Source organism: Corynebacterium fournieri (assembly GCF_030408775.1).
GTDB lineage: Bacteria > Actinomycetota > Actinomycetes > Mycobacteriales > Mycobacteriaceae > Corynebacterium > Corynebacterium fournieri.
Window position 1 is genome coordinate 923,578 of sequence record NZ_CP047210.1, and the last position, 12,083, is coordinate 935,660.

A 12,083-nucleotide genomic window follows, 5' to 3' on the forward strand; every position below is an offset into this window, starting at 1 on the left:
CGGTGGTAGGTGTATAGGCATGACGCACACCACCTTCATCCACACCTCCGACCTGCAGTTGGGCATGCGCAGAAAGTTCCTGTCGCCTGAAGCGCAGTCGCGTTTCGACGACGCTCGGCTGCGCGCCGTCACCCGGTTGGGGGAGATTGCCCTCGAGCGGGACGCGGAATTCATCGTCGTCGCTGGAGACGTATTCGAGCACAACTCCCTGGAGCCCACCACGCTGGGCCGCGCCCTGGAAGCGCTGCGAAAGCTGCCGGTGCCGGTGTACTTGTTGCCCGGCAACCACGATCCCTTGGTCGCGGACAGTATCTTCCACCGCACCGAAGGCATCGAGGGAGTGACCGTGCTGGCGGATTCCACTCCGGTGCAGGTGCGCGAGGGCGTTGAGGTGGTCGGCGCACCGCTGCTGACCAAGCACGCCTCTGAGGATTTGTGCGCGAAGGCGATCAGGGATCTTGAGCCCACCGAGGCCGTGCGCATTCTGGTCGGCCACGGTGCGGTCGAGGGGTTCGGGGACGAGGAAGCGTATGCGCTTATCGACGTCGCCTCGCTCGACACCGCCATCGCCGAGGGAGTGATCGACTACGTCGCATTGGGCGATACCCATTCCACCACCGCGCTGTCTGCGTCGGAGCGCGTGTGGTTTTCCGGCGCGCCCGAAACCACCGACTACTTCGACCGCACCCCGGGGGTGGCAGGCGGAGAGGTGGATTCCGGCAACGCGCTCGTGGTCACGGTGGCGAAGGAAGACGGCCGCTCTGCGGTCGAGGTGGAAAAGGTCCCGGTGGGCACCTGGACCTTCGAGGCGCGTTTTTGGGAGGTGGCCGGCGCCGAGGACGTGGCCGAGGTCATCGAGGCGCTCAAGGCTTACCCGGAAAAGGATCGCACCGTGGTCAAATACGCGCTGACCGGCACGCTCGGCCTAGAGGACACGCGCATGCTCGAGCGCGAGCTCGCAGAGCTGGAGCCGGTCTTTGCTGCGCTGTATCCGCGGGAGCGGTTGATGAGCTTGCACCTCGAACCGGGCGACGAGGAGATGGAAAACCTCCCGCTCACCGGCTTTGCTAAGGAGGCGATGCGTGAGCTGGTGGGGCAGGCATCGTCAGACAGTGCTGTGGCTGACGGGCAGCGGGCCACAGCGCGCGATGCCGTCAATCTGCTGTTTCGTCTTTCCAAGGAGGTGGACTAGGCCATGCGCATCCACGACATCGTCATCGATAACTTCCGGGCCATCGAACACCTTGAACTGCGCGATTTACCCGATACGGGCGTCGTTGTCATCCACGGCCACAACGAAGCGGGCAAGTCCACAATTTTGGACGCCATCAACACCGTGCTGCAGGAGCGCCACTCCGCCAGCGGCAAGAAGATCAAGGTCTTCGCGCCTGTCGGCCGCGACGCATCCCCCGAGGTGACGTTGACCGCGACGGTGGGGGAGACCACCTTTTCTATCCACAAACGCTGGTTGAAGGGCAAACTGTCCGAGCTGGAGATTCTCTCCCCGGTGCACAAGAACTTCACCGGCCGCCAGGCGGACGACGAGCTTGCCCGCATCCTCTCCGAGCAGATGGACACCAGCCTGGCCAAGACGCTGTTCCTGCGCCAAGGCGACCTGGAGCCGGGCATCGCCGCCGCTGGCATCCCGTCGATTTCCCAGGCGCTGGACGCGCAATCCGGCTCCGAGCACTCTGGCGAGGAAGACGCGGAGCTCATGCAGGCCATCGAAACGGAGTACGCCCGCTACTGGACGGCTGCGTCCCCGCCCAAGAAGAAAGCCTCCTACGTCGCACAGTCCGAAGCTGTGGACGCGGCCCGTGAGGCGCTGCGCGCAGCTGAGACGGAGGTGGAGCATCTTTCCGCCTACGTGGACGAGGTCGCCCGCCGCGAAGAGGAGATCCGTGCGGTGGATGCGGACCTGCCGCAGGCGAACGAGGAGTTGGTCGAGCGCGAGGCCGCTTACGCCGAGGCCAGCCAGCTGCTCGACAAAACCCAGGCGGCCGGCGACCAGCTCGAGCGCGCCACTGTCGCCCGCGAGCGAGCCGAGCAGGACCTCACCGAGCGCACGGCTTTGGCGGCACGCGTGAAAAAGCTGCGCGAGGAGGAGCAGGCGCTGCGCGACAAACTCGCGCCGGCACGTCAGGCGCGCGACGCGGAGCGGGCTAAGATCACCGAGCTCACCGAGCACGTCGAGCAGGCAAAGCAACGCGTTGGGGAGGTCCGTACGCAACTTCGCCGGGCCGAGCACGTCCGCGATCTTGCCCGTGCTTCTCGACGCCTCACGGTCGTCCACGACCAACTCGAACTCATCGGCAAAGCTGAAGCTGCCTACACGGAGCTGCTGAAATCAGCCCCGTCGCCGGTTGTCACGGACAAGGACGTCCGCAAGCTGGAGAAAGCGGAAAGCGAACTGACCCTGCAGCGCCGCCTGCGCGATGCCGCCTCCGCCAAGCTGGAAATCACTGCGAAGGACAACAGCGTCGAGGTGGACGGTGAGACCGTAAAAGTGGACGGCACCGAGACTGTGGCCGTGTTCGAGGGCACGCAGATCACCCTCGGCGAGTTCGACGTCGTCTTCCGAGCGGCCCAGGGGGCTGAGGATCCCCGCCGCGCGGTGGAGAAAGCGGAAAACGCATTAGCGCGAGCGCTGGAGAAGGTCGGTTGCGCCGACGTGGAGGAGGCGCGTGCCGCCCGCGACGCGTGCAAGGCGCACGACGCCGAGCTGAAGTCCGCCCGCCAGCGCCGCGATGATGCGCTGGCTGGCACCGACGCCGACGAGCTTTCCGCCGAGCACGACCGTCTCACCGCCCAGGTGGAGGAGCTGACCAACGCACTCGACGGGGAGGCACCCGCAGAAAGCGAGCAGGAGGCAGAGCGCGCAGTCAAGGACGCGCAAAAGGCGATGGATGCCGCCGAGAAGGACGTCGACGCGGCCGATGCGGCGCTCAAGCCCTACGCCGACCGCACCGCCGCGAGCGAGCTGACTGTCGTGCAGACGAAGCTCGAATCCAAGGAGGCAGAGGCGGGCCACGCCGCCGCCGACCTGGAAAAGGCGGAGCAGGCGTCTTCCATAGCGGCGCTCGAGGAGGCGCTCGAGGCCGCAGGGACGCAGGAGCGCGCCGCCGAGCACGCACACGCCGAGCTCAAGGGGCAGCTTGCACAGGCTGACCCGGAGCTGGCCCAGCAGATGCTCGAGGGCGCGAAGGCGCGCCTGACAAACCTGGAGAAGCGCCAGGCCGAGGCGCGCAACCGCATTACGGAGTTGACCGGCCGCATTGAGATTGCGGCTGGCGCTGCGGAGAAGGCGGACCGCGCCGCCGCGGAGCTCGACGCCGCAGAGACCGAACTGGCGCGCACCACCCGCCGCGCCGAAGCGGTGCGGCTGTTGCGCGAGACCATGCACGCCCACCGCGACGCAGCCCGCGCCCGCTACACCGCGCCTTTCAACGACGCGATCCGCAACCGCGCACGAACGCTGTTCGGCCCGACGGTGGACTTCAACTTCGGCGAGGATCTCACCGTCAGCGAGCGCACCGTCGACGGCGTGAGCGTGCCGCTGGAGCAGCTCTCTGGCGGCACGAAGGAGCAGTTGGCCATCCTGACCCGCTTCGCCATCGCGGACCTGGTCACTGCCAGTGGATCCACCACGCCTGTTCCGGTGGTGGTGGACGACGCGTTGGGCGCCACCGACCCGGAGCGCTTGGCGCGCATGAACACGCTGTTTACTCAGGTGGGCAATTCCTCGCAGGTCATCGTGCTGACCTGCTTCCCAGACCGCTTTGATCGCGTGACAGCGGCGCGTTCCTATTCCATGGACCAATTGAAAACGGTTTCCACCAGAATGGGCTAAAGTACTCGTCTATGGCGACACAACCGCGATGGCTGGACGAGGACGAGCAAGAACTGTGGCGTTCCATCGTGTCGGGGTTTACCAAAATCTCCCGAACGATTGATGAACGCCTGCAGACGGGCGGCGACATCTCGTCGTCGGAGTACGCCGTGCTTGTCACACTGTCCGAAGCGGAGGAGCGAACGCTGCGCCTGCGCCAGCTTTGCGACGAGCTCGGCTGGGATCGCTCCCGCGCCTCCCACCAAGTCACCCGGATGGCAAAACGCGGTCTGCTTACGAAGAGGAAGTGCCCCGGCGATGCACGTGGCGTGCTGGTGGAGCTGACTGAAGAGGGCATGGCCCGGCTCGAAGACGCAGTTCCGGACCACGTGGAAACGGTGCGCCGCTTGATTTTCGACCACCTCGACTCGGCTCGCGCCGAAACAATCCGGGGTTTCTTCGCCGACGTGAATAAGGCGGAGAACCTGCCTCCTCGCTTGACTTAGCCGCACAATCTCGCGGAGATCCTTGAAGCGCAACCGCCGTAGGGGTTGGATGGGGTCAAATGCACCCGCAAGGAAAGGATGACGAGACCATGTCGAGCCCGTACTACCCGAATAACTACACCCCGGATCACTCCCCGAAGCGCCTGGAGCGCTCGATGTCCGACAAGTACCTCGCAGGCGTGTGCGGCGGCTTGGCAAAGTACTTCGGCGTGGACGCTACTATCGTGCGCGTCGTGTTCGTGCTGCTGGCCCTCGCGGGTGTCCTGCCGGGCCTTTTGGCCTACATCATCGCATGGCTGATCATGCCGGCGGAGTACTAAGAGACCCGTCGAGGAACGTGAACCTTACGGCGTGTGCTTGCAGCTGCTCAAGCGCGGCGCGCACGCCGGGGCCCGTGCCGGAGGTGGGGTGGTTCATGTGCCCGAGCACAATCGCTCCGTCCGGGGCGTGCACAATCGCGGACGCCACGTGGGTGGCGGTCGCTGTGGCGCCGAAGTCGGCGTTGACGGTGTAGCCGGCGATGGCGATGCCGCGGTCGTCGGCGATGTCGACTGAGACGTCGTCGTAGTGGGCGGTGCCGGATCGAAACCAGTTGGATTCCACGCCGTAGCCCGCAAGTACTTCCCTGTTGCCGTCGATCTCCGCGATCGCCTCGGCGGGGCTTGCCGTTCCGGCGATGCCGTACGCGGCGGCGCCGCTGACACTCAGCGGCAGGTGGCGCGTGCCGTGGTTTTCCAGGCGGAAAAGGGGGTCTGCGGCCAGGCTGCGCATCGCTTGCGGGTTGGCCTCGATCCAGGTTGCGCTCAAAAACAGTGTTGCGGGTACCGAGTACTCGCGCAGCGCGTCGATGAGCCCCTGGTCCACCGCGGAGCCGTGCGGTCCGCCGCAGGCGTCAAACGTCAACGCGATGGTGCGCTGGCCCGGCGTGGTGGGGACGGTGTCGACGATGCCGGGCATCGACGTGCCGAACGCAGCGGGGGAGCGGTCCGCGTAGCGCTGCGGGCCGGGCGGGGCGGTTGTCACCGTGGTGCGCGCGGTCGACGTCGCCGTGGCCGTCACCACCTCTTGCCGGGGCGTCGCGCAGCCCGTAAGCGCAGAAATGCCCGCCACCGCAGTGACGGACATGAAAGATCGCCGACTCAACACAGTCAGGCATTGTAGTGGGCGGGGCGGCGGAACGCGCGTCGATAAGCTACTGCTTGATCGCGCTGCCCTCGATCTCGATGGCGACCTTCTCGCTGACCAGCATGCCGCCGGAATTCAGCGGTGCCTGGAAATCGATACCGAACTCGCTGCGGTTGATCGAGGTGCGTGCCTCGAAGCCGATGCGGGTGTTGCCGAACGGGCCTCCTCGACGCCGAAGGTCTCCACCTCGAAGGTGACCGGCTTGGTGGTTGCCTTGATGGTCAGATCGCCGGTGACGGTGCCGTTGCCCGTCGAGTCCACGTCGAAAGAGCTCGCCTGAAACGCCATTTCCGGGTACTGCTCCACGGCGAAGAAGTCCTCGCCGCGCACGTGGGCGTCGCGGTCGGCGTTGCGGGTGTCCACGCTGGCCGTGCGCACCGTGCCGGATGCCGTGCTGGCGGCGGGATCCTCGGCGATGGTCAGGGTTGCGTCGAAGTCGGTGAACTCGCCGCGCACCTTGGTCACCATCGCGTGGCGGACGGTGAAACCGACGGAGGAGTGGGCGGGGTCGAGGTTGTACGTGCCGGTCATGGATGCCATGGTTGCTCCTAAAACTGTTTGTTGATATGTCACTCAAATGACGAGGACGACGTTATTGCAAGGTGGGTGACGCGTCAACAGTGTGCAGGTGCAGTTGCTTATCGACGCACTAAAGTCCCCGCCAGCCCCCAGAAAAACAAAATCTCGAGACACCGCTGCGACGATGTCTCGAGACGAAAGGGGCTTTCACGAAACCTCCTGACCAGTTATATCAGGTCCACGGCTACATTCCGGTTACACCGGGTTCCGCCTCCGGTTACACGACAGGAGTCAATTACATATCGTGAGCAGGAGCACTCCTTAGAACGGGAAGTCAGGAAATTCCGTTTCCGACTCTTCTTGTCTCTCGGCAAGTTCCACATTCCAGCGTGCCCGCTCGACAAGTTCGTCAAAGGTAAGCACCTCCGGTGACTTAAGGTTCGAGCGGAAACTTTCAAAGCTACGGAACTTCGCGTCAATTCGGTTTCCTTGCGAGCTGCACAAGTCGCTCATGGAGCCGATCACCAGAAACGAGCGCGGCTCGACCAAGTAGGCACCGTCGCCGGTGTCGCCTCCCTCGCTGTCCCTCTCGGCAATCCATCCGGTAAGGCTCTCCTTTGCGGCGCGAACCGTCGTCGAACCCCGAGGTGTCCCCGCTTGCAAACGGGAATCGAGTCGAGGCTGCGGATGAGATAGATAAGTTTGTTTGAGCCTTCCCGGTTCAAGGCGATGAGGCCATCGGTTTTTGTCCCGTTCGGGTCATTGATTGGGGCCTGAAAACCGATCTCGCGAACTACGCCAGGCTCGTGCGCAACTCGAATCTCGAGCTGGCGACGCTGTTTTCGCAACTTTGCCGGAATCTCTGCCATCTCTGCTACTTCCACTGTCTCTTGAGCAGCACACGCAGCTCCACCACTACCCGGAACTTGATCAGTTCAGTACTTGCTGTATAGTTCAGTGCATGCTGACTATTGCTTCGCGCCTCGACGTGATGAACCGCCTGGGTCGTGCACTGGCCGACCCCACTCGATCCCGGATCATCCTAACCCTGCTCGACCATCCCGCTTACCCGGCGGAACTGTCCCGAGATCTGGACCTGACACGCTCGAACGTGTCCAACCACCTGGCATGCTTGCGCGATTGCGGGATTGTCGTCTCCGAGCCCGAGGGGCGTCGGACGCGATACGAGATCGCCGATCCGCACCTGGCGCAGGCGCTGACTACATTGGTCGATGCCACCTTGGCAGTAGACGTAGATGCCCCGTGCATCGATCCCGCCTGCTCGCTTCCCGGATGCTACGCAGCTGGGGAGGACGCATGATCCTCACCTCGGTCTTGCAGGCGATAGGCCTGTTCGCAGCTACCAACATCGACGACATCATCGTGCTCTCCCTCTTCTTCGCGCGAGGGGCAGGCCAGAGCGGCACCACCGCCCGTATTCTGGCCGGCCAGTACCTCGGATTTGCCGGCATCCTCGTCGCCGCGATCCTTGTGACCGCCGGCGCCGGAGCATTTCTGCCCCCGGCAGCCATCCCATACTTTGGTCTCATCCCGCTGGGCATCGGCCTCTGGGCCGCATGGCAGGCCTGGCGCGGAGACGATGACGACGATGACGACGAGGCCAAGATATCCGGCAAGAAGGTCGGCGTAGGGACAGTCGCAGGCGTCACTTTTGCCAATGGCGGCGACAACATCGGTGTCTACACCCCTGTATTCCTTAGCGTGGAACCTCTCGCAGTGGTCGCCTACTGCGTTATCTTCCTCGCGCTCGTTGCGGTCCTGGTGGCCCTGGCAAAGTTCGTCGCCACCCGCCCCCCCAATCGCGGAAGTGCTCGAACGCTGGGAGGACATCCTCTTTCCCATCGTTCTCATCGGCCTCGGCATCGTGATCCTCGTCAGCGGCGGAGCCTTCGGGCTCTGACGTAGCGGCAGTGTTCCAAACGGCCCCGACCGGGCGCACCCCTCTCGGTTCAGACCCCAACAACTACCCGCAGCCAGTCCTGCGTGATCGCAGCAACAAGACCGCCATGGAGCGCTGCAAAAACCGCGCCACCAGTTGAACGAAGCCACAGCCTTTGAGTGCAAGCGCCTCTACCGTTCATCTACTACAGCTGCGACGAAGAAAAATGACCCCTCCGAACGAGCGGAGTGGGTCATTTTTTCGTTCGCGGCCGTTTTCCTTCGGCCAGCAGGAGGTTTCGTGAAAAGATTGGAACAGTTTCGTGAAAACCCCTGCACAAGTGGTGTCCCCGACAGTGTCTGGTTCGGTGACATCGTTCCGCATGTCTCATGAGATCGTTCCGGTTTGTCCTGCGGGGATGTCTCACCACATCGTTCCGGTGGGCAAGCAATGCGCCGGAAGTGCCCCACGACGGCAAAAAGCCATGTCGTGAGACATCGTTCCGCTCCTCGTACGCACCGGCTCTGAGCGGCGACGGAACGCTCGTCGATAAGCAAAGGCTCCTGCCTGTGCTTCCCTGAAGCCACAATGCAGCTCCACAACGGGCTCATGCCGCATCAACCCACCTTGGAGGTAATCCCAAAGCGTCTGGGGCACACGACGGTCCGCCAAATCCAGCAGGAATCAAGCACCCACAAACCCTCAAAACACCACCAGACACCCCACCCCGGGGCACGCCAGAAACAAAAAATCTCGAGACACCGTAGGAACGATGTCTCGAGACTTCACATGGTGTCCCCGACAGGATTCGAACCTGCGACCTTCGGTACCGGAAACCGATGCTCTAATCCACTGAGCTACGAAGACAATGCCGTTAAGGCTAGCACTCGGCTGCCCGCGCGATGAAATTGGTTGGGTCGGGAGAGTGGGTGAGGAAAAACCGAACGAACCCTAGGGCGACTCCCAGCCTCACCCCATGGATTCTCAACACCGGTGCTCCATAATCATTGGTGCGCGCCGCGGGAACGGCGTGACACGGGAAACAATGACAGCGAAACGGCCGGCCCCGAAAGGGACCGGCCGTTTCGTTATGCCAGGAAAGCGGCTACTTCACAACCATCACGATGAGGTCGCGCGGGCCGTGCACGCCCTCGACGCGCACGAGCTCGATGTCGGAGGTCGCGGACGGACCGGAGATCATGGTCGCCGGGCGCTCCGGGTCGATACGGGAGATCATCTCCGGCACGCCGAAGACCACGGTGTCCGGGCGCACGATGCAGATGTGGCGGTCCGGAACCAGGGACAGGGCGCGACGGCCGCACACGTCGCCGGACTCGAGCACGATGGTGCCGGTCTGCGCGGAGGAGACGTGGGAGTCGGTGATCACGGCATCGACGTCGGAAAGCTCGCGCGGATCGGTGTCGTTGGAATCCGGGCGCGCGGTGCCAGCGAAGCCGTCGAAAAGCGAGGCATCGAGGCCGGGGGCGTAGACGATCTCGTTGCACTTGCGGTCTGCAAGCACCTTGAGGATGTCGTCCTTCAGCGTCGCCTCCGTGGTCTCCACAACGTCGGCCTTGTAGTCCACCAGGCGGTCGATGAGGATCTCGCGCAGCTCGTCGCCCTTGATGTCGGAGGAGGTGTTGTAGTTGCGCACCACCTCGACGTGCTCGGGGACGTTGGAGAGCTTGTGCGCGTCGCGGATGCGCTTGAGAATCTCGCGCTTAGCGTCCTCGTTGCGGGTGTCGCGGGAAGCGGAGTTACCAGTAACTCGAGTGGTCATTTACTTCTTCTCCTCTTCGAAACGCTTGCCGGTGACCTCCTGATCACGCGGGACGCCTTGCTCGCGGGCCTCTGCCAGCAGGCGCTCGGCCTCCTCGGAGCCCCACCACTGGCGGAAGGACTTCTTCGGCGGCACCGCAACGTCGCGGTACTCGGTCCAGCCGGAGATCGGCGGCGGCATGGTCTCGATCTTGCCGTTGAAGCCGCCGAGCACGCGGCCCATGGCCACCATGCGCACCAGCTTGTCCCACACCGGGCCGCGGCCCCAGACCTGGGCCAGGGAAGCGAACGCGGCGCGCTCCACGTGGTTCGGCTCGTTCTTCGCCTTCTGGTAGCGCAGCTCCAGCAGGATGTCCGTGATCGGGATCTTCACCGGGCAGACCTCGTTGCAGCGGCCACACAGGGAAGACGCGTACGGCAGGGAGCCGTTCGGGTCGTCCGAGGAGTCGATGCCGGTCAGCTGCGGCGTCAAGATGGCGCCGATCGGACCCGGGTAGGTGGAGCCGTAGGAGTGGCCACCAGCACGCTCGTAGACCGGGCAGACGTTCAGGCAGGCGGAGCAGCGGATGCACTTGAGCGCCTCGCGGCCGATCTCGTTGGACATGGCTGCGGTGCGGCCGTTGTCCAGCAGGACGATGTGGAAGTTCTGCGGGCCGTCGCCCTCGGTCACGCCGGACCACAGGGAGGTGTACGGGTTCATGCGCTCACCGGTGGAGGAGCGCGGCAGCAGCTGCAGGAACACGCCGAGGTCCTCGAAGTTCGGCAGCAGCTTCTCAATGCCCATGACGGTGATCAGGGTCTCCGGCAGGGTCAGGCACATACGGCCGTTGCCCTCGGACTCCACAATGGAGACGGTGCCGGTATCTGCGCAACCGAAGTTGGCGCCGGAGATGGCCACCTTGGCCTCCATGAACTGCTGGCGCAGGTACTTGCGGGCAGCCTCAGCCAGCTCCGCCGGGTCCTGGGTCAAAGTCTCGTCCGTGTTCGGCATCTTCGCGGCGAAGATGTCGCGGATCTCTGCGCGGTTGCGGTGGATCGCCGGGACCAGGATGTGGGAGGGGAAGTCCTCGCCGAGCTGCACGATGAGCTCTGCCAGGTCGGTCTCCTGCGCGAAGATGCCGGCCTTGTCCAGCTCCTCATTCAGCGCGATTTCCTGGGTGGCCATGGACTTGATCTTGACAACCTTGTCCTCGCCGGTGGCCTTGACCAGGTCCTGGATGATCTCGTTGGCTTCCTTGGAGTCGCGCGCCCAGTGGACGTGGCCGCCGCGCTTGGTCACGTTCCCCTCGAACTGCTCCAGCAGCTCCGGCATGCGGGCGGCGACGTCGCGCTTGATGGTGGAGCCAGCCTCGCGCAGGTCCTGCCAGTCCGGCACCTCGTCGACCACAGCCTGGCGCTTCACGCGGATGGTGGTGGTGGCGTACTGGTAGTTGCGGCGCTTGGTTACGTCGTTGAGCTCGTGGTGCGCAGCCTTCTGGAACTTTTCCTTGCCGCGCAGGTGGGACGGGCCGTTCGCGTACGGCGGCATGGTGGGTTGACCGAGTGCGACCTTCACAGCATCTTCTCCTTCTTGTATGCCGCGGACGTCGGGGTCAGCGGGTGCTCCTTGGTGGAGGCGAGGATCTCCGCCATGTGCACCGCGCGGATGCCCTGGTGCTGGCGGGAGAGCGCGCCACCGATGTTCATCAGGCAGGAGGAGTCACCGGCGGTGACGTACTCGGCCTGGGTGTCCTTGATGTGGCGGACCTTGTCGGAGACCATGGCGGAGGAAACCTCCGGCATCTTCACGGAGAAGGTGCCGCCGAAACCGCAGCACTCTTCCGAGTTGGGCAGGTCCACAAGCTCCAGGCCCTCGACGTGGCGCAGCAACTCGGTCGGGCGGTCGCCCACCTTGAGGAAGCGCAGGGAGTGGCAGGAGGAGTGGTAGGTCACACGGTGCGGGAAGAAAGCGCCCACGTCGTAGGTGCCAGCGACGTCCACGATGAACTCGGAGAGGTCGTAGGTCTTCTTCGATGCGGTCTTCGCGCCGTCGACCAGGGCCTTGGAGCCGAAGCGCTCGGCGAGCTCGACGTGCTGCTCGCGCACGGCGCCGGCGCAGGAACCGGAGGGGGCGACCACGTAGTCGATGGAAGGATCCGAGAATGCGTCGACGTAGGTTTCGATGATCGGGATGGCCTGCTCTTTATAACCAGTGTTCACGTGCATCTGGCCGCAACAGGTCTGTTGGTCGGGGAAGACAACGTCGTAGCCCAAGCGGGAAAGCACAAGGGCAGATGCCTTGTGCGCGTCGGGGAAGAGGGCGTCGCCGATACAAGTAGAAAACAGCGCTACTCGCATGTTCGGACTCCTAAACAATATGTGATCA

Annotated in this window: 10 protein-coding genes, 1 tRNA gene and 2 pseudogenes; 6 read left to right on the forward strand and 7 right to left on the reverse strand. The window is 64.1% G+C overall.

Annotated elements, in window-relative coordinates; translation table 11 throughout:
- The first annotated feature begins 19 nt into the window (after window positions 1-19).
- Genes CFOUR_RS04535 through CFOUR_RS04550 form a run of 4 tightly spaced genes read left to right on the forward strand, consistent with a single transcriptional unit; the run spans window position 20 to window position 4,655 of the window.
- Complete coding sequence (locus CFOUR_RS04535) at window positions 20-1,192, forward strand: metallophosphoesterase family protein (protein ID WP_085956637.1); 1,173 nt, start codon at window positions 20-22, stop codon at window positions 1,190-1,192.
- A gap of 3 nt (window positions 1,193-1,195) precedes the next feature.
- Entirely contained in the window at window positions 1,196-3,850 is a 2,655-nt protein-coding gene (locus CFOUR_RS04540; protein ID WP_085956636.1) for an AAA family ATPase, read from the forward strand.
- Window positions 3,851-3,861: 11 nt separating this feature from the next.
- Window positions 3,862-4,335 carry a MarR family winged helix-turn-helix transcriptional regulator gene (locus CFOUR_RS04545; RefSeq protein ID WP_085956635.1) on the forward strand — a complete coding sequence of 158 codons (474 nt, stop codon included), beginning with the start codon at window positions 3,862-3,864 and terminating at the stop codon, window positions 4,333-4,335.
- Between the two features lie 59 nt (window positions 4,336-4,394).
- Window positions 4,395-4,655 carry a PspC domain-containing protein gene (locus CFOUR_RS04550; RefSeq protein ID WP_329955416.1) on the forward strand — a complete coding sequence of 87 codons (261 nt, stop codon included), beginning with the start codon at window positions 4,395-4,397 and terminating at the stop codon, window positions 4,653-4,655.
- Here CFOUR_RS04550 and CFOUR_RS04555 read toward each other — a convergent pair.
- The 3 genes and pseudogenes from CFOUR_RS04555 to CFOUR_RS04565 all read right to left on the reverse strand — a co-directional run bounded on the left by CFOUR_RS04555 (window position 4,636) and on the right by CFOUR_RS04565 (window position 6,702).
- Complete coding sequence (locus CFOUR_RS04555; RefSeq protein ID WP_085956633.1) at window positions 4,636-5,460, reverse strand: polysaccharide deacetylase family protein; 825 nt, start codon at window positions 5,458-5,460, stop codon at window positions 4,636-4,638. The two genes, CFOUR_RS04550 and CFOUR_RS04555, sit on opposite strands and share 20 nt — an antisense overlap.
- 67 nt (window positions 5,461-5,527) lie before the next feature.
- Window positions 5,528-6,060: pseudogene (locus CFOUR_RS04560) on the reverse strand (YceI family protein).
- 300 nt (window positions 6,061-6,360) lie between these two features.
- On the reverse strand, window positions 6,361-6,702 hold the full coding sequence (locus tag CFOUR_RS04565) for a Shedu anti-phage system protein SduA domain-containing protein (protein ID WP_353959390.1): 342 nt from the start codon (window positions 6,700-6,702) through the stop codon (window positions 6,361-6,363).
- Window positions 6,703-7,000: 298 nt separating this feature from the next.
- On the opposite strand from CFOUR_RS04565, the gene cmtR reads away from it, so the two are divergent.
- Window positions 7,001-7,360 (forward strand): Cd(II)/Pb(II)-sensing metalloregulatory transcriptional regulator CmtR, encoded by a 360-nt coding sequence (gene cmtR / locus CFOUR_RS04570; RefSeq protein WP_085956632.1) that lies wholly within the window; start codon window positions 7,001-7,003, stop codon window positions 7,358-7,360.
- Window positions 7,357-7,960 (forward strand): annotated as a pseudogene (locus CFOUR_RS04575) (cadmium resistance transporter). The gene cmtR and the pseudogene CFOUR_RS04575 overlap by 4 nt, the downstream one beginning before the upstream one ends.
- A 769-nt stretch (window positions 7,961-8,729) precedes the next feature.
- Here the strand turns inward: CFOUR_RS04575 and CFOUR_RS04580 are convergent.
- The 4 genes from CFOUR_RS04580 to CFOUR_RS04595 all read right to left on the reverse strand — a co-directional run bounded on the left by CFOUR_RS04580 (window position 8,730) and on the right by CFOUR_RS04595 (window position 12,055).
- Window positions 8,730-8,806, reverse strand: a tRNA-Arg gene (locus tag CFOUR_RS04580).
- A gap of 238 nt (window positions 8,807-9,044) precedes the next feature.
- Window positions 9,045-9,719 (reverse strand): LutC/YkgG family protein, encoded by a 675-nt coding sequence (locus CFOUR_RS04585; protein WP_085956631.1) that lies wholly within the window; start codon window positions 9,717-9,719, stop codon window positions 9,045-9,047.
- Window positions 9,720-11,273: a LutB/LldF family L-lactate oxidation iron-sulfur protein gene (locus CFOUR_RS04590; RefSeq protein WP_179154761.1), complete on the reverse strand. Its 1,554-nt coding sequence runs from the start codon at window positions 11,271-11,273 to the stop codon at window positions 9,720-9,722.
- Complete coding sequence (locus CFOUR_RS04595; protein WP_085956630.1) at window positions 11,270-12,055, reverse strand: (Fe-S)-binding protein; 786 nt, start codon at window positions 12,053-12,055, stop codon at window positions 11,270-11,272. The genes CFOUR_RS04590 and CFOUR_RS04595 overlap by 4 nt, the downstream gene beginning before the upstream one ends.
- Between the last annotated feature and the right edge of the window lie 28 nt (window positions 12,056-12,083).